The 23317-nt window shown below is 60.5% G+C and carries 21 protein-coding genes; 5 read left to right on the top strand and 16 right to left on the bottom strand.

Translation table 11 applies throughout. The features are described 5' to 3' along the window. Nucleotides 1-32: 32 nt before the first annotated feature. The 5 genes from OU694_RS01565 to OU694_RS01545 form a co-directional block, all read right to left on the bottom strand. Complete coding sequence (locus OU694_RS01565; RefSeq protein ID WP_308909255.1) at nucleotides 33-782, bottom strand: YebC/PmpR family DNA-binding transcriptional regulator; 750 nt, start codon at nucleotides 780-782, stop codon at nucleotides 33-35. A gap of 213 nt (nucleotides 783-995) precedes the next feature. Further along, nucleotides 996-1871, bottom strand: coding sequence for a transporter substrate-binding domain-containing protein (locus OU694_RS01560; protein ID WP_308909254.1), 876 nt, complete (start codon nucleotides 1869-1871; stop codon nucleotides 996-998). 6 nt (nucleotides 1872-1877) lie between these two features. Continuing rightward, nucleotides 1878-2747: a hypothetical protein gene (locus OU694_RS01555; RefSeq protein ID WP_308909253.1), complete on the bottom strand. Its 870-nt coding sequence runs from the start codon at nucleotides 2745-2747 to the stop codon at nucleotides 1878-1880. Between the two features lie 135 nt (nucleotides 2748-2882). Further along, nucleotides 2883-4694, bottom strand: a complete 1812-nt coding sequence (locus tag OU694_RS01550) for an ATP-binding cassette domain-containing protein (protein ID WP_308909252.1) — start codon at nucleotides 4692-4694, stop codon at nucleotides 2883-2885. Between the two features lie 79 nt (nucleotides 4695-4773). Beyond that, entirely contained in the window at nucleotides 4774-5571 is a 798-nt protein-coding gene (locus OU694_RS01545) for a helix-turn-helix transcriptional regulator (RefSeq protein ID WP_308909251.1), read from the bottom strand. 198 nt (nucleotides 5572-5769) lie between these two features. Here OU694_RS01545 and OU694_RS01540 point away from each other — a divergent pair, with 198 nt between their 5' ends. Then, on the top strand, nucleotides 5770-6537 hold the full coding sequence (locus tag OU694_RS01540; protein WP_308909250.1) for a PEPxxWA-CTERM sorting domain-containing protein: 768 nt from the start codon (nucleotides 5770-5772) through the stop codon (nucleotides 6535-6537). 72 nt (nucleotides 6538-6609) lie between these two features. Here OU694_RS01540 and OU694_RS01535 read toward each other — a convergent pair whose 3' ends face one another. The 4 genes from OU694_RS01535 to OU694_RS01520 form a co-directional block, all read right to left on the bottom strand. Then, nucleotides 6610-8868, bottom strand: a complete 2259-nt coding sequence (locus OU694_RS01535; protein WP_308909249.1) for a xanthine dehydrogenase family protein molybdopterin-binding subunit — start codon at nucleotides 8866-8868, stop codon at nucleotides 6610-6612. After that, entirely contained in the window at nucleotides 8868-9335 is a 468-nt protein-coding gene (locus tag OU694_RS01530; protein WP_289505151.1) for a (2Fe-2S)-binding protein, read from the bottom strand. Before OU694_RS01530 ends, OU694_RS01535 begins: the two co-directional genes overlap by 1 nt. An 88-nt stretch (nucleotides 9336-9423) precedes the next feature. Then, nucleotides 9424-10206, bottom strand: a complete 783-nt coding sequence (gene yaaA / locus OU694_RS01525; protein WP_308909248.1) for a peroxide stress protein YaaA — start codon at nucleotides 10204-10206, stop codon at nucleotides 9424-9426. After that, nucleotides 10191-11405, bottom strand: coding sequence for an MFS transporter (locus OU694_RS01520; protein ID WP_308909247.1), 1215 nt, complete (start codon nucleotides 11403-11405; stop codon nucleotides 10191-10193). The genes yaaA and OU694_RS01520 overlap by 16 nt, the downstream gene beginning before the upstream one ends. Before the next feature lie 129 nt (nucleotides 11406-11534). Here OU694_RS01520 and OU694_RS01515 point away from each other — a divergent pair, with 129 nt between their 5' ends. Next, the gene (locus OU694_RS01515; protein ID WP_308909246.1) at nucleotides 11535-12824 is read left to right on the top strand and encodes a cystathionine gamma-synthase family protein; all 1290 of its coding nucleotides are present in this window, start codon (nucleotides 11535-11537) and stop codon (nucleotides 12822-12824) included. Between the two features lie 71 nt (nucleotides 12825-12895). Here the strand turns inward: OU694_RS01515 and OU694_RS01510 are convergent, their stop codons facing one another. Further along, the gene (locus OU694_RS01510) at nucleotides 12896-15874 is read right to left on the bottom strand and encodes a VCBS domain-containing protein (RefSeq protein ID WP_308909245.1); all 2979 of its coding nucleotides are present in this window, start codon (nucleotides 15872-15874) and stop codon (nucleotides 12896-12898) included. 113 nt (nucleotides 15875-15987) lie between these two features. Beyond that, nucleotides 15988-17361, bottom strand: a complete 1374-nt coding sequence (locus OU694_RS01505; protein WP_308909244.1) for a polyhydroxyalkanoate depolymerase — start codon at nucleotides 17359-17361, stop codon at nucleotides 15988-15990. A gap of 218 nt (nucleotides 17362-17579) precedes the next feature. Here OU694_RS01505 and OU694_RS01500 point away from each other — a divergent pair, with 218 nt between their 5' ends. Then, a complete protein-coding gene (locus OU694_RS01500) occupies nucleotides 17580-18371 on the top strand; it encodes a 3-hydroxybutyrate dehydrogenase (RefSeq protein ID WP_308909243.1) in 792 nt (263 codons plus the stop codon). A gap of 72 nt (nucleotides 18372-18443) precedes the next feature. Here the strand turns inward: OU694_RS01500 and OU694_RS01495 are convergent, their stop codons facing one another. The 5 genes from OU694_RS01495 to OU694_RS01475 all read right to left on the bottom strand — a co-directional run bounded on the left by OU694_RS01495 (nucleotide 18444) and on the right by OU694_RS01475 (nucleotide 21978). Next, on the bottom strand, nucleotides 18444-20015 hold the full coding sequence (locus OU694_RS01495; protein WP_308909242.1) for a sensor histidine kinase: 1572 nt from the start codon (nucleotides 20013-20015) through the stop codon (nucleotides 18444-18446). A 102-nt stretch (nucleotides 20016-20117) separates the two neighbouring features. Next, the gene (locus OU694_RS01490) at nucleotides 20118-20537 is read right to left on the bottom strand and encodes a VOC family protein (RefSeq protein WP_308909241.1); all 420 of its coding nucleotides are present in this window, start codon (nucleotides 20535-20537) and stop codon (nucleotides 20118-20120) included. Continuing rightward, complete coding sequence (gene msrC, locus OU694_RS01485) at nucleotides 20534-21043, bottom strand: free L-methionine (R)-S-oxide reductase MsrC (protein ID WP_308909240.1); 510 nt, start codon at nucleotides 21041-21043, stop codon at nucleotides 20534-20536. Before msrC ends, OU694_RS01490 begins: the two co-directional genes overlap by 4 nt. Nucleotides 21044-21139: 96 nt before the next feature. Continuing rightward, entirely contained in the window at nucleotides 21140-21553 is a 414-nt protein-coding gene (locus OU694_RS01480; RefSeq protein ID WP_308909239.1) for a DUF6691 family protein, read from the bottom strand. Then, the gene (locus tag OU694_RS01475) at nucleotides 21550-21978 is read right to left on the bottom strand and encodes a YeeE/YedE family protein (protein ID WP_308909238.1); all 429 of its coding nucleotides are present in this window, start codon (nucleotides 21976-21978) and stop codon (nucleotides 21550-21552) included. Before OU694_RS01475 ends, OU694_RS01480 begins: the two co-directional genes overlap by 4 nt. A 126-nt stretch (nucleotides 21979-22104) precedes the next feature. Here OU694_RS01475 and OU694_RS01470 point away from each other — a divergent pair, with 126 nt between their 5' ends. Both OU694_RS01470 and OU694_RS01465 read left to right on the top strand, forming a co-directional pair. Next, nucleotides 22105-22431, top strand: coding sequence for an ArsR/SmtB family transcription factor (locus OU694_RS01470; protein ID WP_308909237.1), 327 nt, complete (start codon nucleotides 22105-22107; stop codon nucleotides 22429-22431). Between the two features lie 14 nt (nucleotides 22432-22445). Next, complete coding sequence (locus OU694_RS01465; RefSeq protein WP_308909236.1) at nucleotides 22446-23309, top strand: MBL fold metallo-hydrolase; 864 nt, start codon at nucleotides 22446-22448, stop codon at nucleotides 23307-23309. Nucleotides 23310-23317 lie beyond the last annotated feature (8 nt).

Genomic DNA, 23317 nt, shown 5'->3' with positions numbered 1-23317 from the left:
CCGGAAGCACAGCTTCCGACACCTTGTTGTTATCAGCCTTCGAGGGCTGCCATGACGTCCTCGGGGATATGATAGCCCCCGAACACGGTCTGTACGTCGTCGTTGTCTTCCAGCGCATCCAGAAGCTTCATCAGCTTCTCGGCGCCTTCCTTGTCGAGCGTGGTGGGCTCTTTCGCCTTGAAGATCAGCTTGGCGGTCTCGGGCTCTGTTTTCAGCGCCTCGGTAAGGGCCGCCGCAACCGCGTGCAGGTCAGCAGGCTCGGTATAGACGGCATGGCCGTCCTCGTCCGATTCCACTTCCACGGCACCGGCCTCGAGGGCTGCCTCGAACATGGTGTCAGCGTCCGCCACGTCGGCCTTGAAGCCGATCTCGCCCACACGGTCGAACATGAAGGAAACCGAGCCGCTTTCGCCCATGTTGCCACCAGCTTTCGAGAAGATGGTGCGAACGTCAGATGCGGTACGGTTGCGGTTGTCGGTCAGCGCCTCGACGATGATGCCGACGCCGCCCGGGCCATAGCCTTCATAGCGCAGTTCGTCATAGTTCTCCGCGTCGCCGCCCGAGGCTTTCTGGATCGCCCGCTCGATATTGTCTTTCGGCATCGACTGGGCGCGCGCCGTGGAAATCGCCAGACGCAGGCGGGCGTTCGAGGCCACATCGGGGCCGCCGAGCTTCGCGGCCATCGTGATTTCGCGCGACAGTTTCGAGAAGATTTTGGAGCGCTTGGCATCCTGCGCACCCTTGCGGTGCATGATGTTCTTAAACTGGGAATGGCCTGCCATGGTATCCTCTTGTTCCAGACCTTACTTTTTGCGTGACCCGCGCCTTGCGCCGAGGTCCCGGCTTCGCGTTTCCGCGGCCAGGCCCGGCCAGACGCATGACCGGATCATCGCCTATAATGGATGATCGCCGCCGACGGCAGCGACTGTCGCCCCTTATTAGCAAATTTTCCTGCCTTGAACAGGGGAAAAACGGCAAAAATGAAGGGATCGCGGTCAGTCTGCGGGGCGATCTTCGCGATCGGCACCCCGGATCAGTTCATCCCCCGGCGCCGCATGGGGGCCTGCCCATTGCCAGTAATAGGCATACCATGGCGGCAACCCGCTGAAGCTGTCCATCAAACGGCCAAGATCGGCCAGAAATGCCTCTGTGGCGGGGGTTCTGGCACAGGCAAAATAACCGAGAATCGTCTTCTCCGCGCCCTTGACCGGAAAGAGGGCAAGCTTACCGGCATAAACCTCCGGCGCTGCACGTTCGAAATAGGCGACCTCTTCAGGCGTGCCGAAGGCATGGTCCACGCGTTCCCGCACCAGAAGCGACAGGACGGCCGTCATGTTATCCACCTCGACCAGACGCTTTCCAGCCTTCATTTCAACGGCAAAGGGATCAATTGCGGGCCCTAGTGTACGGGTGCGCACTTTGCCAAGATTGATGAACCCGGCAGCGGGTAGCTTTGCGACATCGATGCCGTCATCGCCCTGCGTGCTTCTGGCACGCGCAGCATCCTCCATCCGCACGATCAGGTGGTTGCCGCTGCTCACATGAACAGGCGGGGAAAAGAGATATTTTGCAGCCCGTTCCGGCGTTTTTATCAGCAACGAGGCGCAGAAGGGCGCATCACCATCCAGAAGCCGCATCATGCGGGCCGCACTTGCCTGACGCCGGTCAAGCCGGTAAGCCGGCATCAGTTCCTCGATATCATTGAGCGTCAGATCGCCAAAGCCCTGCCCCCTGAACGGGCCGGAGGCGATATGGACCGGGTGATTGTCATAGGTGACCCAGCCGATTACCTGCCGGGGTTTGCCATCAGCGACCACGGCCCCGCCAATGCAGCATATGAGACCGCAGATAAAAGCCGCTGAAAAGCGCATGACAGCCTATTCCACCCTGTCTTTCTGCAAAAGCCGTGTGACCTGTTCGTGAAAGAGCGCGGCATTGGTGGGATCAAGCCAGCGCAGGTAATGCCGGAACCACGAAGGTGGCGCGGTCTCCTTGTCCAGAAGCGCGTTCGCCGCCGCGATGACCTCTGCCCCGACATCCGAGCGCGCACAAACGAGATGGCTGACTGCCACATGGGGCGAGCCTTCTACTGGAAAGGAAATCAGCCTGTCGCGCAGTCCCGCCCGACGGGCCCGGAGGTTGAAATATCCGATCTCATCGGGGGCGCTGAAACTATAGTCGAAACGTCCCCGCGCCAGCATGGCAAGAACGAGGTCTTCGCGCTCAATATCGAACATGCGGCCGGCTGCGCGCGCCGTTTGCACATGCGCGTCGATGCCGTCGATGAAATGATGCTCGATGGCCAACCCGCCATACCGGAAGCCGGCATCATCCACGCGTGAAAGCGGCACATTGTGATCGGGTGTCAGGATCGCCCGCACCTCGTTCGCGCGTTTCTCCTGAACGGCAAACTGTGCCACCTGGGTCCAGATGAAGGGCTTTGAATAGAGATAGGTGTCCGTCCGGTCGGGGTTGGGCACAAGGCCAAGTGTGCAGCTGTTCGGCACCGTCTTCATATTGGCCAGCAGGCGTGTGAAAGGTACGACCTGCCGGTTGAAGCGATATTGAGGCATCGCTTTTTCAATATCATCCAGCGTCTTGTCGCCGTAGCCCTGCCCCCGATCAGGACCGCTGACGATATGGAAGGGGTCAAGCTCATAAATATACCAGACAAGCGGCTGGCGGGTGTCGCTCGCCTCCTGCCCACGGGCAGCGGCCGACAACAGCCCCGCGGCTGCAGCCCACAAAAGAGCTACCCTGAATATCGCCTGCGTCAAAGGTTCACCTAGCCTGCCAGCTTGCCTTGTGTCGCCCCCGTTTGAATCAACAGTCACGGTAAGCGCTTGTCAAGAAATGGAAACGCTTATCCGGGAACAGCCCGATTATTTCTCGAGGCTTTCCCGCAGCTCCTCAAGCTCCAGCCACCGCATTTCGCGGGCATCGAGGAAAGTGCGCTTGTCTTCGAGCTTTCTGCCAAGGGCGGCAAATTTCGCCGGATCTTTCGCATAAAGGTCCGGATCGGCGAGCCGTGCCTCGATCTCGGCGATTTCGTCCGTCAGCGCCTCGATCTCGGCCGGCAGGTTATCGAGCTCGCGCTGGTCCTTGTAGGAAAGCTTTGAAGTCTTTTTGGGCCGGGCGTCGGCAATCGGCGTCACGTTCGATTTTGGCTTGGCTGCTGGCTTCACCTCGGCGGTTGCGGACAATGCCTTTTGAGCACGATAGTCGCTGTAGCCGCCCGCATATTCAACCGCCGTGCCATCTCCTTCCATCACGATCGAGGAGGTGACCACGCGGTCAAGGAAATCCCGGTCGTGCGATACGACAATGATGGTGCCGTCATAGTCCGCCAACACTTCCTGCAACAGATCCAGCGTATCCATATCAAGATCGTTCGTCGGCTCATCAAGGATCAGCAGGTTCGACGGACGGGCGAAATTCGTGGCGATCAGCAGCCGGTTGCGCTCCCCGCCCGACAGCGCGCCCACCGGTGTTTTCGCCTGTGATGGATCGAACAGGAAATCCTTCAGATAGCTCATCACATGCCGGGGCTCGCCGCCCACATGCACATAATCGCCGCCACCGCCGGTGATCACATCCTGCACGCTCACCTCGTCCTTCAGCGCGGCGCGCTTTTGGTCGATATAGACGGGCAACAGGTTGGTGCCGATCTTCACCTCGCCCGCGTCGGGCTGGATTTCCCCGGTCAGCACCTTCAGGAGCGTCGATTTGCCAACGCCGTTCGGGCCGATAACGCCGATCCGGTCGCCCCGGTTGATACGGATGCTGAAATCGCTGAAAAGCGTGCGGCCGTCATAGGCCTTGGCGATACCCTTGGCCTCGATCACCCGCGTGCCGGACCCTTCACCGCTCGCCAGTGTGATATTGACCGAGCCCTTGGCCCTGATCCGGTTGGCGCTTTCGGCGCGCATGTCCTGCAGGCGGCGCAGGCGGCCCTGGTTGCGCTTGCGGCGCGCGCTGATACCTTCGACCGCCCACTTGCCTTCCGTCTTGATGAATTTATCAAGTTTTTTGGCCTGCATTTCCTCGTCGGCAAGCACTTCATCCTGCCATGCCTCGAAGCGGGCGAAGCCTGCGTCCATCCGACGGATGGCGCCGCGATCAAGCCAAAGGCACGCGGTGGCGAGGTTCGTGAGGAACGTGCGGTCGTGACTGATCAGCACCATGGCCCCGCGCCACGCCTTCAGATAGGCCTCCAGCCATTCGATGGCGGCGATATCCAGATGGTTCGTCGGCTCATCAAGGAGCAGAAGCTCAGGCTCGCCGATCAGCGCGCGGGCAAGGGCTGCCCGGCGCAGCTCCCCGCCCGAAGCCGACATGGGATCTGCGCTGCCGTTCACATTCAGCTCGTCAATCAGCACATCAGCACGGTAGGTTTCGTCCGCCTGCGTTTCGGGCAGGCCGCCAACGATATAATCCTTGAGCGTGGCATGGCCGCTCGCATCCGGTTCCTGCGGCAGATAGGCGATCCGTGCCCCCGGCTGCACCCAGCGTTCGCCGTGGTCGGCCTCGATGATGCCTGCGATGATCTTCATCAGCGTCGATTTGCCGGTGCCGTTGCGGCCAAGGAGGCAAAGCCGCTCGTCCGCGCCGATATGCATCTCAAGCGCATCGAGCACAGGGGCACCGCCCCAGGTGAGGCCGATATCGCGCAGGCTGAGAATGGGGGGCGCCATGAAAATCACTCCGTCGCAGTCGCCGCGCCTTATACGGGGCGGCGGGGCAGGCGGCAAGGGGATTGCGGGGATTATCGCCTCAGGGCCTGATGAAGCCGTAGCGGATGGCCTTGGCGATAGCTTCGGGCATGGTGCGTGCCCCAAGCTTTTCGCGCGCGCGGCGAGCATGCAGATCCACAGTTACCTTGGCGATGCCGAGCTTTTCGGATATCCGGTCCGCCCGCATGCCAACCCCCATATAAAGCAGCACATCCATCTCGCGCGGGCTGAGGCTGATGCCGCCATCACGCTTGCGGGCCGCCACGGGCTCGAGGCTGGGCGCCAGCGAAAGGGCGGCTGTCACAAGAAGGGATTCGGCAAGCTCGCTGCGCTCGGTATAACCCGCGCCCTTCTCGTTGCCACCGAAGGCAACGACAAAGCTTTCGATGCCGTTGGTCGCCGACGCCGACTGCACCCCGAAGCCGAGACCGAATTTCATGCCGGCGTCGGCGGCCCCTGCCAGCACTTCCTGTGTGCCTTCCGCGACATGGTCAGCGCGGCTGAGCGGCACCGCATCCCACTGGACACTGTTGATGACGCCGGGTTCGGCGGGTTTCAGGATTTTCTCGACGGCGTAATCGAGCTTGTCGAAGCGGCGGCCATTATATTCGTCCATCCAGTCATCCGACATGTTGGACATGATGACGGCCTGCTGTTCGCCCCTGATGTCGCGCGTCGCAATACCAAGGTTCGTCACCTCGAAGCCGAAACTGGCTGCAAGCTCGCATAGCCCGCGAAACCGGGCATCCACATCCGCCTGATCATCCATAAGGAGACTGAGATACCGCCCCAGTGCCCCGTTCAGCCTTCCATCGGCCATGCCACCAGCCTTGCTCACTCGCAAACTTTTCCCCGAGCCAGTTTACGAAACGAGACATAGGACGCAACACAATCAGGGCGAAACCTATGATTTTTCATAGATTGTCGTGCCTCTGCGCCAAGGTTAACCATGGAAGCAATAAGAATTTTACGAAATTTGGGCAGTAATCGCACGCGTACCCTCAGGCAAAGAAGCGCACCAAAAGGAGACGAAAACATGTTTTTCGATCGCAAGACCTTGGCCGTTGCAGCTTGCCTGCTGACCGGCACCCATACGGCAAGCGCCGCCACCGAATTTCATTTCACGGGCGATGTAACCGGCGGAAACTATTATGGCATCGAAACACCGTTCGGGAACGGTGACAGCTTCAGTGCTGTCCTGACCGTCGACACAACAACCGCTGCCACCGGCAGCGGCAGCAACTCGGGCACTGGCATCTTCGACTATGCCCACTATGGCTATCTGTCCCTTGAAGTGACCTTTGGCGACCTCAGCTGGACATATGGCATGGATGGGGCGAACGGCCTCACATTCACTGACGGCATTCAGGACCAAAGCCGGAATATCTGCAATCCCTACAACTGCAGTTATGTCAGGTACGACACCAAGGACAAGGCGTCGGTTAATGCGGGGGCGGATATTGTCCTCGATTCAGGCCTTACCCTCACGACCTTCGCCTTTTCAGCAAGCGGCGGCGGTGGCAGCAACGTGAACCACCAGCTCTGGTCCGGCACCGGGATCGAAAATCTCTCGGACTTCAACACGGTCGCGCTGTCCGGCGGGCAGACGGGTGGCTCGGGCAGCCTGTCCTTCGCCTTCAGCAATAACAGCGGCTACGCCTATCTCAACAATATTCTGCTGACCGATGTGGTGGACCTGAGCCTGGTTGGCGGCATCCCCGAGCCTGCGACCTGGCTGATGATGATCATGGGCTTCGGCCTTGCCGGCATGGCGTCACGGCGCCGTCAGTTGCGGCTTGCCTGAAAATTAATCCGCAACTGAAAGGCCGCCCACGGGTTACCGGGGCGGCCTTTGCGTTTCTGATGGGCGCTACCGTCAGGCGTTCAACTGGTCTTTCAGCGGCAGGCGGCGGATACGCTTGCCTGTTGCCGCGAAGATCGCGTTGGTGAAGGCCGGTGCGACGGGCGGCACGCCGGGTTCGCCCACACCACCGGGCACGGCATCCGACGGGATGATTTCCACATGGAATTCGCGCGGGGCTTCATCGATCCGCAGCACCGGATAATCATCGAAGTTACCCTGCACAATAGCGCCATTCTCGGCCGTGATCTCGCCGTGCTGGGCGATGGAAAGGCCGAAGATCACCGCGCCTTCCATCTGCGCCTTCACCCGGTCCGGGTTCACGGCGGTGCCGCAATCGATGGCGATCCAGATCTTTTCTGCTTTGGCCATGCCGTCCGCCACCGAAACTTCGATGGCACAGGCAACATAAGACACGAAGCTCCGGTGAACGCTGATGCCCATGCCCCGGCCCTTCGGCAGTTTCTTGCCGTAACCGGACATTTTGACGACCTTGTCGAGCACGGTTTTCAAGCGCCCCGTATCGATCGGATGGCGCTCCAGCGTTTCGCCATAGTTGCCATACTCGGCCCCGTCCTTCGACGGGTCGATCTGGCGGTCGCTGCCGATCAGGTCGTGCCAGACCTTGTCGGTGCGCTTGCCAGTTGCCACAGCCACTTCATCAACCATGGAGCCGATGGCGAAAGCCTGCTGGATATTGGTCACCGACCGCATCCAGCCGATCCGCACATGGGCTTCAGCCTCGCCCGTCTCGATCGACAGGTTCGGCAGGTCAAACGGCAGGTCGGTAAGGCCTAGCCCCATTTCGCCGCTTGAAGGCTCTTTCGCCGCCGGATTGAAGGTCGCACTGATCGAGGGATAAGCCGCCACATGGCGCCATGCCGTGGCCTTGCCCTTGGCATCCAGTCCCACGGAGACGCGCTGGGCCGAAATCGTGTGATAGAAGCTGTTGCGGACGTCATCCTCGCGCGTCCACACCATCTTCACCGGCTTGCCGACAGCCTTGGCACAAAGAGCTGCCTCAACCGCGAAATCGGGTTTGGATTTGCGGCCGAACGCCCCGCCCAGGAGCGTGGCCGTGGCGCGGATATCCTCCGGCTTTTCACCCACGAAGGGTGCCACCGTATTCTGCACCGACTGCGGATCCTGACAGCTTGTCCAGATATGCAGCTTGCCGTCCACCCATTCAGCGGTAGCAGCAGGCGGTTCCATCGGCGCATGGTGCAGGTGGGGCACGAAATAGTCGCCCGTCAGCACCTTCTCCGCATCCTTGATGGCGGCGGCAGCATCGCCGCGCTTGCGCCGCACGTTGGTAGGCGCGTCCACCGATTTCCAGAGCCCGGCTTCGTATTCGGTGGTGTTATAGCTGCCGTTGGGGCCGGCCTCGAACTGGATATTCAGGGCATCACGGCCCTTCATCGCCGCCCATGTATTGGTGGCAACGACGGCAACGCCGCCCTTGGGCTTGAACACCCACGGCGCTTCAAGTGCGGGCAATTCCACCACGGCAACCACACCCGGCACTGCCTTGGCGGCGGCTTCGTCGTAGGATTTCACCGTGCCACCCACTACAGGCGGGCGGGCCGTCACGGCGAACAGCATGCCATCCCGGCGCACATCCTGCCCGAAGATCGAAGTGCCGCGCTGGAAAGCATCCATATAGATGTTGCGCACCGGCTTGCCGATATAGCGGCGGGCCGATTTCGTTTTGTAAACAAGCGTTTTGGGGTCCGGCATCGGCAGGTCGGCTGCAAGGCCGACGAATTCGCCAAAGTCGCCGGAAGCCCCGGATTTCTTGTTGATGATCCGGTGCTTTTCCGTTTTCACGTCGGCCGCGGCCACGCCCCATTTTTTGGCGGCGGCCGCTTCCAGCAGCATGCGTGCCGTGGCGCCCGCCTCGCGGAAAGCATCGTAGAATTTGCGGATCGAAGTGGAGCCGTCGGTATTCTGGTCGCCGAACTTGGTGTCGCCGTAAGCGGGTTCGAACACCAGCCTGTCCCAGTCCGCATCCAGCTCATCGGCCACAACCTGCGGCAGTCCGGTGCGGCTGCCCTGCCCCATCTCCACCCGGTGGATGAAGATATGCACGGTGCCATCCGGCTGGATCACGAGATAGGCCGAAGGGGAAAGCGGCTTGTCGGCACCGGCCAGCACCGCCTGCAGTGAACCACCGGCCAAGGGGGCTGCAAGCACCAGCCCGCCAGTGATGCCAAGGCCGCGCAAAACGCTGCGGCGGCTGGCTTCGGTCGTGGAGATACGTTCGATGATACCCATCACATGTCTCCCTTGATCTTACCATCGGCAACAGCGCGGATGGCGGCCCGGATGCGCGGATAGGTGCCGCAGCGGCAGATATTCCCGCTCATGGCAGCGTCGATTTCATCGTCAGAGGGCTTCGGTGTTTCCTTGAGGAGAGCTTCGGCCTGCATGATCTGGCCCGACTGGCAATAGCCGCACTGCGGCACGCCGAATTCGTCCCATGCCTTCTGCAACGCGGTCAGCTTGTCGCCGTCCGCCAGGCCTTCGATGGTTGTCACTGAAACGCCGTCAAGGCTTTCCATCGGCATCTGGCAGGAGCGCACGGCTTCCCCGTCCACATGCACGGTACAGGCACCGCAAAGGGCGGCGCCACAGCCAAATTTCGTACCGGTCAGGCCGGCCAGATCGCGCAGATACCACAGAAGCGGCATCTCGCCGTCGCCGTCATACGAAACGGCAGACCCATTGAGCGTGAATTGCATGGTCATCCCCCCACGAGCGTGTGAATGTGTGCGGAGTATAGGGGAGAACGGCGCCCGAGGCGACTAACAAACCGGTTACCTGAACCTTTTATCGACCCACAGCCGGGCGGCTGAAAATCCAGTCATCGTCGGTGGATACGGCAGGGTCGAAGCGGTAGCCCTCGCGGTCGAACGCTTTCAGGGCTTCGGGCTCGGTCACGCGGCCATCGACCGCGAAACGCGCCATCATGCCGCGTGCCTTTTTGGCAAGGAACGAGATGACCCGTGCCCGCCCGTCCGGTTCCACTTCCTTGAAATGGAGCGTGATGACCCGCGCCTTCAGCGCCTTGCGGTTCACCGATTTCCAGTATTCGGTGGAAGCCAGATTGATGATGATCGGGGCATGATGCTCCTTCACATCGGCGTCGAGGCTTTTGGCCAGCTTGTCGCCCCAGAAAGCATAGAGCGTTTCACCGCGCCGCGTGTGGAATTTCGTGCCCATTTCCAGCCGGTACGCCTGCATCAGGTCCAGGGGGCGCAACACCCCGTAAAGCCCCGAAAGGATCCGGACATGATCCTGCGCGAAGGCGCGGTCATCGTCCGAAAGGCTGTCAGGATCGAGCCCCACATAAACGTCACCCCGGAAGGCATCGATGGCTGGCCGCGCGTTGGCGGTGGTGAAAGGCAGTTCGAACGCCTTGAAACGCGCCACGTTCAGTTCGGCAATCGCGTCCGAAACGCCCATCATGGCCTTCAGGTCCCGCGCCTTCAGCCGCCGTGCGGCTTTCACAAGCGTTTCAGTATCCTTCAGGAAGCGCGGCTCTGTTGCCTCGCTCGCCAGTGACTCGCGCTCAAAGTCCAGTTTCTTGGCAGGGCTCAGGACGAACAGCATGTGGGGTCGGTCTCCGATGATCTCGAACGTTTGAAAATATAATAGAGCGTCGCGGCAAAGGCGCACGCCAGAAAGACGAAGGTCAGCATGTTCATCCCTGCCCAGCCAATGGACGAAAGGGCGGCGCCGGCACCGAGCGACGCCACGGCGGTAACCGTGAAGACCATGGTCTCATTCAGTCCCTGCACCCGGCCCTTTTCTGATGGGCGGTGAACATGCGTCAGCAGGCTCGACCCGCCGATGAAGCAGAAGTTCCAGCCGATACCGAGCGCGATGAGCGCGAGCGAAAAATTGTAAACCTCGATCCCCATCAGTGCGAGCACGAAGGCCAGAAGGAAGAAGAAGTGTCCGGCGAACAGGATTGTAACTACGCCGAAACGTTCGATCAGGCGACCCGTGAACAGGCTCGGCAGGAACATGGCAACCACATGCCCCTGAATGACCGAGGCACTTTGCCCCGGCAACAGGCCGCAACTTTCCATGGCCAGAGGGGTCGCCGTCATCACGAAGGCCATCATGGCATAGCCGGTGGCCGAGTTGACGAAAGCGGCGATGAAGGCACTGGTACGCACGATTTCCTTCAGGGGACGGGCGTCACCGGTGCTTCCATCCGTTGCAGCCGCTGCATGCGCCTCGATCGGTTTCAGGAGCGCAATCGGCACCTGCGTGAAAAGCGTGACAAGCATGATGAAGAAATAGGCCCCCATGAAACTGTAGGGCATGAAGGCATCATTCAGCCAGCCAGTGGCTGCGGGCACGATGAAGGCCGCCGCGATCCCGCCAAGCAGCACATAGGACATGGCCCGCGGTGCCTCGGTCGGTGCCACGCTTTCGCCCGCCGCAAAGCGGTAATACTGGGCGCTGGCGTTGAAGGGCCCGAACAAAAGGGACGACAGGCACAGGAGCGGAAAGCTGCGATCATAGATCGCCCACATGGCGACAAGGGCACCCACGAGTCCCGCCAGCGCCCCGAGCCGGAACCCGGCCTGGCGCGAGGTACGCTGCATCAGGCCCGACAGGCGTCCGGTCACCAGTGCGGTTGAAACCACGGTCAGGGAAATTGGCAATGTCGCCCACGCCGGGTCCGCCGCCAGCATGCCGCCTGCAAGGCCGCCGAAGGCGATGCTGGTCATCGAGGTAGCAAGATAACAGGCCTGCGCCAGAATCAGCAGCGGGACATTGAGACGTTGGGCAGACACGGGAACACTCCATGGGATATGCCCCTTTAGACCGTCTTTTCCGGCGGCTGGCAAGACCCCTCACAATTTGGTTGCAATAGAAACTAACTTCGCGGACAAGCTAGGCTAACTACCGGGAGGGATATTCCAATGACTGATCGCCGTCGCGATTATCGCAAAAAAACCATCGGCAACCACAAGCTCAGCCCCGAAACCCAGATGATGGGTTATGGCTATGATCCCATGCTGTCGGAAGGGGCCCTGAAGGCGCCCCTCTTCATGACCTCGACCTTCGTTTTCCAGTCGGCGCAGGCCGGGAAAGACTTTTTCGAGATCGCCTACGGCAAGCGCGCACGGGCGCAAGGCGAAGAACCGGGCCTGATCTACAGCCGCATCAACAACCCGGACCTCGAGATGCTCGAAGACCGGCTGGCGCTTTGGGAAGATGCTGAAAAGGGCCTTTCCTTCTCGTCCGGCATGGCGGCGATTGCAACGAGCCTGCTTGCCTATCTCCGCCCCGGCGACGTGATCGTGCATTCAGCCCCCATCTATGGCGGCACCGAATATCTGATCCGCAATATCCTGCCGTCCTTCGGCATCAAATCGGTGGAGTTTGAAGCAGGCGGCGACACGCCGACGCTGGCGCCTGCCATCGAACAAGCCAAGAAGCTTGGCCGTATTGCGGTGATTTATGGTGAAACGCCCGCCAACCCGACAAACGACCTGATTGACCTGCATACCGCCCGCGACGAGGCCGACAAGTTGGCCGACAGCCAAGGCCACCGCCCGGTCATCATGATCGACAACACCTTCCTCGGTCCGCTGTGGCAGAAGCCGCTCGCCCACGGCGCCGATATCGTGATCTACAGCCTGACCAAATATGTGGGCGGCCATTCGGACGTGGTGGCCGGTGCCGTTGTTGGCGCCGCCGATGTGCTGACCCCCATCCAGGGTTTCCGCACCATCCTTGGCACCATGTGCGACCCCTATAGCTGCTGGCTCCTGATGCGGTCACTTGAAACCCTCAAGCTCCGCATGACGGCCTCCACCGAAAACGCGCGCGTGATTGCAGAATATCTGCGCGATCACCCCAAGGTCGCCAAGGTGCATTACCTTGGCTTCCTTGAGGAAAGTGACCCGACCTATAAAATCTACAAGGAACAGTGCCTTGCGGCCGGTTCGACCTTTGCCTTCGATATCAAGGGCGACGAGGCCGCAGCCTTCCGGGTGCTCGATAACCTCACCATCATCAAGCTTGCCGTCAGCCTTGGCGGCACCGAAACGCTGATGGAGGCGCCCTATTCGATGACCCATTCGGACGTACCGGACGATGTGAAGGAACGGCTCGGCATCATGCCCTCCATGCTGCGCATCTCGGTCGGCGTTGAAAACCCGGATGACCTGATCGCCGATCTCGCCCAGGCGCTTTCCCACGCCTGAGCCAGTCTGCCCTCAAGAAAAAGCCCCGCAGGATCGCTCCGGCGGGGCTTTTTGTTTATCAGGCAGTCGCCTTATGTGTCGGTCGCGAACAGGATATTCCAGCCATGGAATTCCTCGGCATCGAACTGGTTGTTGGTCCCTTTGTACTCGGGAACCGCGATCACAAGTTCCTGCCCGTTATCAAACTTGAACAGGGCGGTCTCGCTACTGCTGGCTTGCAATGCATTTACGAGATCATCAACCGTCTTGATCCCCATGGCGCGCAGGTCAAGCGTGTCGTCATCGACATCAAAATCACCAATGATGGACTGCTTGCCGCTGCCATCACCATCAATCCGGGCAAGCCGGAAGGTATCGGTGCCTGTGCCGCCGAACATGACCCCATGGGTCTGGGTCAGGTAGTCATCACCCGTGCCTGCATCGAAGGTGCCGCTACCGACCAGCCGGTCGTCCCCGTCTCCTCCAAACAACAGGTTGTCTCCGCTGCCGCCGCGGATATGGTCGTTGCCAGCACCGCCCAGGATTGAGTCAGCGCCCGTGCCGCCCAGAATGATGCTGCCGCCGTCGCCGCCATGGACCGTGTCATGGCCGTGACCGCCAACGATCACCGAGTTGCCGGAAATGCCGCTCAGGTCGATCATGTCGCTGCCGCCGCCGGACACGACAACCGTCGTGCCGCTACCGAAGCCGCCGCCAAGACCCCCGCCGCCCAATCCACCGCCGAGGCCGCCGCCAAGGCCGCCTGCGCCGCTACCCAGAACAGAGGTGATCGTATCCAGCGTACCACCGCCCACCAATGCATCGGAAAGCCCGCCGGGAACCGTCGCATTACCGCTGAGCACCACATTATTGTTGCCATTCCCGAGGCTGACGACAACCTGATGCCCGGCATTCAGCGTGCCACCGATATCGCCACTGAAGTTTGATACGGGCGAGCTTGCCTGCACGAGAACCGTTCCCGTTCCTGCACCAAAACCCGATGTTGCACCGGTGACGGAAGGTGCAATGTTGGTGGCTCCGGCGCCGGAAGGCAGGGGGACGGTAACGACAGGCGTGCCGCCCGTATTGCCGCCGGAAGATGCCTCGTCCGCGCCCTTGATCGTCACCGTCACTGTCTGCTTGGTGCCATCGGTTGCTACAAAAGTGTGGCTGTCGGTGCGCGTGTCGCCCGTATTCAGATTCTGCACCTTCGCCTGATCGAGCGCATAGATCCAGGTGCCGCCGGCGAGCTTGAAATTGCCGTAGGCGCCAGCCGCATTCGCCACATTGGCGAAGGCCGGTGCTCCGTCCAGATCGCTGATCGAAAGCGAGCCCGAAACGCTCGCCGTCGGGTCGCCGATATTGCCTTCTGTCAGTTCGCCCGTGAAGACGCCCTTGACGACCGGCGCATCATCTGTGCCCACAATCGTCACGGTGACCGTATGTTCGGTGCCATCGGACGCGAGGAAGGTATGGGCGTCAGTGACTTCCTGACCCGCCTTCAGATTCTGCACCTTGGTCTGATCCAGCGTATAGACCCACGTGCCGTTCGTCATCGTGTAGGTGCCATAGGTTTTCTTGGCAGCGGCAACATCCAGGAAGACCGGATCGTCGAGATCGTCGAGATCGTCGATTGTCAGCGTGCCGGTGGCCTGCACATCCGCATCACCGATATTGCGCTCGGTAACGGTGCCAGTGTCCACACCCGACACAACGACACTGTCGTTCATGCCGCTGATCGTCACCGTGATCTGCTGCGTGGTGCCATCCGTCGCCGTGAAGGTGATCGTATCGTTGACCGTATCGCCCGCATCCAGGTCCTGCACGGCGGCCTGATCGAGCGTGTAGGTCCAGTCGCCGCCCGTCAGTTCGAAATGGCCATAGGCATTGTCGCCGGCGGTCGAGGCCACATCGTTGAAGACCGGCGCATCGTCGGCATCCACATCGCTGATCGCAATGCTGCCGGTCGCCGTGACGGGATCATCGCCCTCGTTGCCTTCAGTGACGTCGCCGGTGATGGTTCCGGTCACTACCGCAGCGTCGTTCGCGCCGGTGATCGTGACCGTCACATCCTGCAGCGTGCCATCGGTCGCCACAAAGGTATAGCTGTCGGTCAGCGTATCGCCCGCGTCCATATCCTGCACGGTGGACTGATCGAGCGTATAGGTCCAGGTACCGCCTGACAGGACGAAATGGCCATAACCATTGTCACCTGCGGTTGAAGCCACATCGTCGAAGACCGGGCTGTCGTCGCCGTCTGCATCGCTGATCGAAAGCGCGCCCGAGGCCGTGACGGGTGCATCGCCCTCGTCGCCTTCCGTTACATCGCCGGTGAAGGCGCCGCTCACCACGGGCGCATCGGCGGTGCCGGTGATCGTGATGGTAATCGCCTGCGTGGTGCCGTCGGTTGCCGTGAAGGTGTAGGTATCGTTGACCGTATCGCCCGCGTCCAGATCCTGCACGGCCGCCTGATCAAGTGTGTAGGTCCAGGTGCCGGCTGTCAGTTCGAAGGTGCCATAGCCATTGTCGCCAGCCGTGGCGGCCACATCGTCAAACGCCGGATCGTCGCCCACATCCACATCGGAAATCGACAGGGCACCGGTCGCCGTCACGGCACCGTCGCCGATATTGCCTTCATTCACGCCGCCGGTGAAATCACCTGCGACAACAGCAGGCGTATCGGGAGCCGTGATATCGATATTGATCGTATCGGCAACGATACCGGCGGTATCGTCATAGGCCGTGATGGTCAGGACGGCCGCGTTATCGGCTGCCGTCAACACGCCGACATCAAATGAGAATACGTCGGGTAGGCTCAGATATCCGCTGATCGCCGCAACGGTGCCGAGGATGGTGATGGTCTGAGTGTCGTCGGTTTGGATCGTCACGCCGCTCGGTTGCAGGCCGTCGCCGTCATTGGCAATGATCGAGCCGTCGCTGACGCTGAGAACGACCTTGAAGATATTGTCGTCCACGTCGGTGATCGAAAAGATGCCAAAATCAATCGACCCGAAACTGCCTTCTGCGAACTCGAGATCGGTCGATGAAAACTCTACAACAGGATCGGCCACGTAAACTCCCCCGGCTTCCATACAACAAGGGCGCCCAGACATTCTGTCTTCAAGGCGCCCGATATTGAATCAAAATAGCCGGGAATTCCTAATATTCTACAAAGATAGTGATATCAGGCCTTCGTGCGACGTTTTGTCGTGGTCGTTGTGGCACGTGCCGGGCGCGCAGTGCGCGACGGCGCCTTCTTGGGCTGGGGCTTTGCTGCCTTGGCCGGCGCTTCTACCGCAGGGGCGACAGCGCCGGCTGGCGACTTGCCGATCACATGGTCATGGGTGCGCATGAAATCGGCCACGACCGGCGCAATGTTTGTGCGCCAACGGCTGCCGTTGAAGATGCCATAATGGCCAACGCCTTTTGCCAGCAGGTATTTCTTCTTCTCTTCCGGCAGATTGACCGCGATATCGAGTGCGGCTTTTGTCTGGCCGACCCCGGAAATATCGTCGAACTCGCCCTCAACCGCCATCAGTGCGGTGTTCTTGATCGCTTTCGGGTCGACAAGCCGTCCCTTCGACACCCACTTGCCATCAGGCAGCAGGTGACGCTGAAACACCACATCGATGGTCTGCAGGTAAAACTCGGCCGTCATGTCCATCACGGCCTTGTATTCATCATAGAAGGCGCGGGTCTTGTCGGCGTCTTCATCAGCCCCGATAATCAGATGCTCGAACATTTCATGGTGTTTCATGAAATGGTCGCCCAGATTCATCGCCATGAAACCCGCAAGCTGCAGGAAGCCGGGGTAAACCTTGCGCATGAAGCCAGCGTTCGGCAACGGCACAACGGTGATGACATTGTCTTCGAACCAGCTGTGCGGCCGGGTCATGGCCAGCTTGTTCACTTCGGTCGGGTTGCGGCGCGTATCGATGGGGCCGCCCATCATGGTCACGCTTGGCGGCGTGCAGGGATGGCCTTCGGCTTCCATCAGGGCGAGCGCCGCATAAACCGGCACGCTTGGCTGGCAAACGGCCAGCACATGCGTATTGGGGCCAAGATCGGTCAACCAGTCGACCAGATAATCCACATAATCATCAAGATCGAAGCTGCCGTCCGCCATCGGGATATCGCGGGCGTCGCGCCAGTCAGTGATATAGACCTCGTGGTTCGGCAGCAGCGCCTCGACCGTGCCGCGCAGGAGCGTGGCAAAGTGGCCTGACATTGGCGCCACAACGAGCACACGCGGGTCCTTGCGGTGGCAGCAATTGGCACGCTTGAAATGTTTCAGCTGCCCGAACGGACGGCGGGACAGGATCTGTTCCTCGACGGGGCATTCAACACCATCGACGGTTACCTTCTCGAAACCGAACTTCGGCTTGCCGTAGCGGCGGGTCAGAAGCTCGACCATATCGAGGCTGGCGGCCATCACCTTGCCATAAGGTGTGCGGCTGACCGGATTGTAGGGGTGACTGAAGAAGCGCTGCCCCTGATCGGCCCAGAAACGGATCGGCGCAAAGGCCGCGTGCTGCATTTCATAGAGGGTATAAAGCATCCTGGTCCCTTTCGCCGCGGTCGACACCCACCGGTGCGGGCGATCCCGCTCATGGTGCATTGCGGCATTTTCACTGAGCCTAGCCCTCAAAGATTAAAGCTTCAATAAGCAATCGCACTCATATTCCATGTGCTTGAAAGCACAGGCATACATTTCTCTCGCATCCAAGGCTGGCCTTGGTTTATAGTGCAGCGCAACATATCCAAGGAGTTTCAATCATGAAACCATTGTCCGGAAAAGTTGCCCTCATCACCGGCTCCACGAGCGGAATCGGCCTCGGAATCGCACGCGGTCTTGCCGAAGCAGGTGCCAGCGTAGTGCTGAACGGTTTCGGCGACCCGGCGGAGATCGAGCGCATCAAGGCTGCGATCAAGGCGGACTACGGCGTGGAAACCGGCTTCATTGCAGCCGATCTCATGAAGGGCGAGGAAGCCACCCGGCTGGTTCAGGAGGCCGAGGCCGCCTTCGGCGCCGTCGATATCCTTGTGAACAATGCCGGCATCCAGCATGTGGCGGCGATCGATGAATTCCCGGTCGACAAGTGGGAAGCGATCATCGCGCTCAATCTTTCCGCCACCTTCTATGCCACCCGTGCCGCCCTGCCCGGCATGCGCAAGCGGGCCTTCGGCCGGGTGATCAATATCGCCAGCGTCCACGGCCTTGTCGCCTCGCCGTTCAAGTCGGCCTATGTGGCGGCCAAGCACGGCGTGATCGGCTTCACCAAAACTGCCGCCCTTGAAACAGCCGAAGACGCGAACCTCACCGTCAACGCCATTTGCCCCGGCTATGTCCGCACGCCGCTGGTGGACGGCCAGATTGCCGATCAGGCGAAAGTTCACGGCCTGTCGGAAGACGATGTCGTGAAGAAGGTGATCCTCGCGTCCCAGCCCAACAAGCGGTTCGTGGAAGTCGAAGAACTCGCGGCGCTCGCAGTCTTCCTGGCGTCCGACGCCGGACGTTCGACCACCGGCTCGGCCCTGACGATGGACGGGGCCTGGACGGCACGCTGACCAGCAAAGCGGACAAGAAAAAGGCCGGCAGCTCACCCGAGCGCCGGCCTCTTTCTTTTATATTCTGTTAGATCAGGCCTTGGCGGTGACCACGCGGTCAGACGGGAAATGCAGGGTGAAGACCGAGCCCTTGCCGAGTTCGCTTTCCAGCGTCACCCAGCCCTGGTGCATTTCCATGAAGGCATTGACGAGCGAGAGGCCAAGCCCCGTGCCTTCATGGCTGCGGCTGAGCGCACTGGCCGAGCGAACGAAGGGCGAGAAGATCAGGCTCTGCTCTTCTTCCGAAATGCCGATACCATGATCGATAACGGTCACGGTGAGGTTGCCGTTCGCGTCCACACCGGCGCTGAGCGCCACATCGCCTGCCCCTTGCGCGGTGAATTTCACTGCGTTCGACAACAGATTGAGGATCGACTGCTTGATGCGCAGGCGGTCGCCCTTCACCTTCGGCAGGTCTGCCGGCAGGTCGAGCGAAATCGAGAAGCCCTTGGCGGCGGCCTGCGCATTGCAAAGCGCGCGGCTTTCGTCACAAAGCTTGATCATGTCGACAACTTCTTCCTCGATCTTCATCTGGCCGGCCTCGATCTTGGCAAGATCGAGCACTTCGCCAAGCACGTCGGAGAGATGCTGGCTCGAGGAGCGGATATCATGCAGATATTCGCGGTATTTGTTATGGCCTATGGGGCCGAACATCTGGTCCGCCATGATCGACGAGAAGCCGATGATAGCATTGAGAGGCGTGCGAAGCTCGTGGCTGACGTTCGCAAGGAACACGCTCTTCGCGCGGTTGGCGGCTTCGGCCTGTTCCTTGGTGATGATCAGTTCGCGGGTCGCCTGCTTGGTGCGGTCCACTTCCTGCTCCAGCTCCCACGAGCGGCGGCGCAGGGCCTCCTCGCTCGCCGACAGGGCCCGGTTGGTAGACCTCAAATTATCCAGAAGCACCTGCACAGCATCGAGCGACAGGTTGACCTGGCTTGCCAGCTGCCCGATCTCGTCATTCTGGTGCGCTTTCGGTACCGAAATCCGCTGTTCGCCCGGATGCTCGGGATTGATCTGCGAAATATTCTGCACGACGGTCTGCAGCGGCTTCGTCAGCCCTTGGTGGAATGCGTAATAGAGCAGTACCACGAGGACGAAGTTGCGCACAAAACCAGAAAGGAAGGTGGTCGTCGCCCGCGAGAAGAAGGGCTGCAGGCCGACCGCACGATCGACAACCACATGCAGGCTGCCCGGGCGTTCCGCCATCGCGACCGGCAGGGTCAGCTGATAGTCGAACGGCACCATGTCGTTGATGAGCATACGGGCATAGCGCACCCCGCCATCCATCTGGCGTTCCTCGCGGCGGCGGCCGGCAAGGACGGTGCGGTTATCGTCAAGGATCGCCGCTTCAGTGATATAGTCATATTCCATGAGGCCGAGGACGACCTCCTGCGCGAGATCGCTATCAAGGATCAGCACCGCGCGGGTCGCAGACTTGTCGACCACCTCAAGCGCCTTCAGCACCCGGTTGTCGAGGTTGTCGCCTTCTTCAAGATAGTCGAGATAGACTTGGGCTGCAGACAGCACCATGCCCAGCGTGAAGGCGATGATCACCGCCGTGCGCGCCAGTTTGAAGGAAATCCGGTTAGCCCAATGTAGTTTCACGGAAAGCCCACTCATTCAGGAGTTGATATTGAGCGCCAAAATGATGAAGGGATTGTTAATATTCTTCGAATTTAACCTAACTATCCCCAATGGCAATCGTCTTTACCACGTGCCTGTATTTGGCATCGATGCCCAGGGCTCCTGCGGGGGCAGCGGTCCGCCTTTTTGCAGCAGTTCCACGGAGATTCCGTCGGGGCTGCGCACGAATGCCATATAGCCATCGCGCGGCGGGCGGTTGATCGTCACCCCGCCCTTCGCGAGCGCCGCGCACTTCTCATAGATATCATCCACCGCAAAGGCCACATGGCCGAAGTTGCGCCCGCCTGTATATTCTTCGGGGTCCCAGTTGTATGTCAGCTCGATCTCGCCGCCCGTGTCGCCGGGAGCTGCCAGATAAACGAGCGTGAAGCGACCAGCCGGCACTTCCTTGCGCGATACTTCGACAAGGCCCAGCTGGTTCACATAAAATTCAAGCGAGGCGTCAAGGTCGGTGACGCGCACCATCGTATGCAGAAACTTCACGAAGTCCTCCCGGGGCCAAAGATACGGCTCATGATCAGTTCCAGCCAAAGCTGATCGATGGAATCAAAGGATGCAAGCTCGGTCGAATCAACGTCGAAAACGGCGATGAGCCGCCCTTCCGCGTCGGTCACCGGCACCACGATCTCCGACTGGCTGCGGCTGTCGCAGGCGATATGGTTGGCGATGGCATGCACGTCTTCCACGATCTGGGTGCGGCGTTCGGCAGCAGACGTGCCGCAGACCCCGCGACCGAAGGGGATGCGCAGGCATCCGAGCGTACCCTGATAGGGCCCAACAACCAGTTCAGCCGGCTTTTCGGGGTCGACGATATAAAAGCCGGTCCAGAAATAGGTTTCGGGGAAAGCACCAGACAGGAGGCAGGAAACCGTTGCCATGCGGGCAGTGAGGTTACCTTCACCCTCAAGCACGGCTTCAAGGCTTTCAAGCGTCTGGCGGTAGCGATCCGCCTTGGCGGCGGTAAGGTCGATATTGATGGCTTCCGCCATGACTGTCCCCGTTTCTTCTTGTGGGAAATTTCGGGGCAACTTGTCATGGGGGGCGGAGCCTGTCAATCGCAGGCACCCCGCCCCTGCCATCACGTTTCAGGCAGTACCGAAAAGCCTGTCCTTCAGCCACATGCCGACAAGCATCGCAGCCACAAAGGCAATGGCCTCGCTGTACCCGAGCGCGGTTGCAACGACGCCCGGCCCGGGGCAGAAGCCACCGAGGCCCCAACCGATCCCGAAAATAGCCGCACCACCAACGAGCCGCGCATCAATCACCCGGTTTGTCGGTACATGGAACTGGCTGTCGCACACAGGCGCCGCCCGGCGGAATACCAGCCGGTAACCGATAGCGGTGACAATAAGCCCGCCCGCCATTACAAGGGCAAGGCTCGGATCCCAGTTGCCGGTGATATCCAGAAAGCCGATCACTTTGGCCGGGTTCGACATGCCGGAAATAACCAGCCCGAGCCCGAAAAGGCCACCGCTGATGAAGGAAGCCGCGATCCTCATGCTGCACCCCCGATCATCCGGATAACGAATACGGTGATAATGCCCGTCGCCATGAAGGTGAGCGTGGCAACAATCGACCGCGGCGACAGGCGCGCCATGCCGCAGATGCCGTGGCCACTGGTGCAGCCGCTGCCGAGCCGCGATCCGATCCCGACGAGCAGGCCGCCCGCCACGATGAAACCGATGCTGTGCGGAAAGGCGACCGAAACATCTTCAGGCCGCATCATCGCATAAACGAAAGGCGCCACCATCAGGCCCGCCACAAAGGCGAGCTTCCAGCCGAAATCGCTGCTCTTCGGGTTCATCAGGCCGCTGACGATACCGCTGATCCCGGCGATTCGGCCCATCGTCGCCATGAAAAAGACGACCGACAGCCCGATGAGCACGCCGCCGATCAGGGCTGAAACCGGCGTAAATTCGGTCATTTTCGTTCTCCTGTTGCGTCAAGTGGTCGCATGACACTTTACATTTAACAAAACTGATATATGTCATATGAGGAGAGAACGGCAAGCCCGAAATCAATGCCAGGATGAAGAAGGAGCCATTCGCCCATGCCAAGACCCGATCAATTGCCCGAACTCAGGGAACGCGCCGGCGACGTCGCTGCCCTCCTGAAAACGATGTCGCACCCGAACCGCCTTCTGGCGGTCTGTGCCCTGATCGAAGGCGAAAAATCGGTCGGCACGATCGAGAACGAGACAGGGGTAAAGCAGCCCACGCTCTCGCGCGATCTTGCCCGGCTGCGGGCTGAAGGGCTGGTCGCAGCCCGCCGCGATTCGAAAACCGTCTACTACAGCATTGCAGACATCCGCCTCAATCTGCTGATCGACGCACTCTGCAATGCCTTTGGCCCGGATGGGGAAGATCCGGCTGACTGAAAAGGAGCCCCGAGATGAAACCTGTTGTCACCGCTTTTTTCGATGAACCGACCTTCACTGTCAGCTATGTCGTGGCTGATCCTTCAACCAAGCATGCCGCGATTGTGGATTCGGTTCTCGACTATAATCCGAACTCCGGCCGCACCAGCACCGAAACGGCTGACAAGCTTATCGCCTTCGTGAAGGCCGGGGGCCTGACCATCGACTGGATTCTGGAAACCCACGTCCATGCCGATCACCTTTCCGCTGCCCCCTACCTGAAGGAAAAGCTGGGCGGACGCATGGGCATCGGCTTCAACATCACAGTGGTGCAGAACGTATTCGGCAAGGTGTTCAACGCTGGCACCGACTTCGCCCGCGACGGCAGCCAGTTCGACCATCTTTTCAAGGACGGCGAAGCCTTCAAGGTTGGCAGCATCGAGGCCAAGGCGATCCACACCCCCGGCCACACGCCCGCCTGCATGACCTATGTGATCGGCGACGCCGGCTTTTTGGGCGACACGCTCTTCATGCCCGACTATGGCACCGCACGCTGCGATTTCCCCGGCGGCAATGCCCACACGCTTTACAAATCCGTGCAGAAGATCTTCGCCCTGCCCGACGAGACCCGCCTGTTCATGTGTCACGATTACAAGGCGCCGGGTCGTGACGACTATCGCTGGGAAACCACGGTTGGCGAGGAAAAGGCGGCCAATATCCATATCCATCAGGGCGTGGCCGAGGACACCTTCGTGGCGATGCGCGAGAAGCGCGACGCAACGCTTGATATGCCGCGCCTGATCCTGCCGTCGGTGCAGGTGAACATGCGGGCCGGTCATATGCCACCGCCGGACGACAACGGCGTCACCTACCTGAAAATCCCGGTCAACGCCCTGTAACCCCGCCA

It is taken from the genome of Pseudokordiimonas caeni (genome assembly GCF_026719705.1).
Taxonomy (GTDB): Bacteria; Pseudomonadota; Alphaproteobacteria; order Sphingomonadales; family Kordiimonadaceae; genus Gimibacter; species Gimibacter caeni.
The sequence above is the reverse complement of the archived record's forward strand: the minus strand, read 5'-3'. Positions and strand labels throughout refer to the sequence as shown.

What these genes read in the sequence shown, in the direction of transcription:
- OU694_RS01565 (WP_308909255.1), bottom strand. Translation starts at nt 782, where the DNA reads ATGGCAGGCCATTCCCAGTTTAAGAACATCATGCACCGCAAGGGTGCG.
- OU694_RS01560 (WP_308909254.1), bottom strand. Translation starts at nt 1,871, where the DNA reads ATGCGCTTTTCAGCGGCTTTTATCTGCGGTCTCATATGCTGCATTGGC.
- OU694_RS01550 (WP_308909252.1), bottom strand. Translation starts at nt 4,694, where the DNA reads ATGGCGCCCCCCATTCTCAGCCTGCGCGATATCGGCCTCACCTGGGGC.
- OU694_RS01540 (WP_308909250.1), top strand. Translation starts at nt 5,770, where the DNA reads ATGTTTTTCGATCGCAAGACCTTGGCCGTTGCAGCTTGCCTGCTGACC.
- OU694_RS01535 (WP_308909249.1), bottom strand. Translation starts at nt 8,868, where the DNA reads ATGGGTATCATCGAACGTATCTCCACGACCGAAGCCAGCCGCCGCAGC.
- OU694_RS01530 (WP_289505151.1), bottom strand. Translation starts at nt 9,335, where the DNA reads ATGCAATTCACGCTCAATGGGTCTGCCGTTTCGTATGACGGCGACGGC.
- yaaA (WP_308909248.1), bottom strand. Translation starts at nt 10,206, where the DNA reads ATGCTGTTCGTCCTGAGCCCTGCCAAGAAACTGGACTTTGAGCGCGAG.
- OU694_RS01515 (WP_308909246.1), top strand. Translation starts at nt 11,535, where the DNA reads ATGACTGATCGCCGTCGCGATTATCGCAAAAAAACCATCGGCAACCAC.
- OU694_RS01505 (WP_308909244.1), bottom strand. Translation starts at nt 17,361, where the DNA reads ATGCTTTATACCCTCTATGAAATGCAGCACGCGGCCTTTGCGCCGATC.
- OU694_RS01500 (WP_308909243.1), top strand. Translation starts at nt 17,580, where the DNA reads ATGAAACCATTGTCCGGAAAAGTTGCCCTCATCACCGGCTCCACGAGC.
- msrC (WP_308909240.1), bottom strand. Translation starts at nt 21,043, where the DNA reads ATGGCGGAAGCCATCAATATCGACCTTACCGCCGCCAAGGCGGATCGC.
- OU694_RS01480 (WP_308909239.1), bottom strand. Translation starts at nt 21,553, where the DNA reads ATGAGGATCGCGGCTTCCTTCATCAGCGGTGGCCTTTTCGGGCTCGGG.
- OU694_RS01475 (WP_308909238.1), bottom strand. Translation starts at nt 21,978, where the DNA reads ATGACCGAATTTACGCCGGTTTCAGCCCTGATCGGCGGCGTGCTCATC.
- OU694_RS01470 (WP_308909237.1), top strand. Translation starts at nt 22,105, where the DNA reads ATGCCAAGACCCGATCAATTGCCCGAACTCAGGGAACGCGCCGGCGAC.
- OU694_RS01465 (WP_308909236.1), top strand. Translation starts at nt 22,446, where the DNA reads ATGAAACCTGTTGTCACCGCTTTTTTCGATGAACCGACCTTCACTGTC.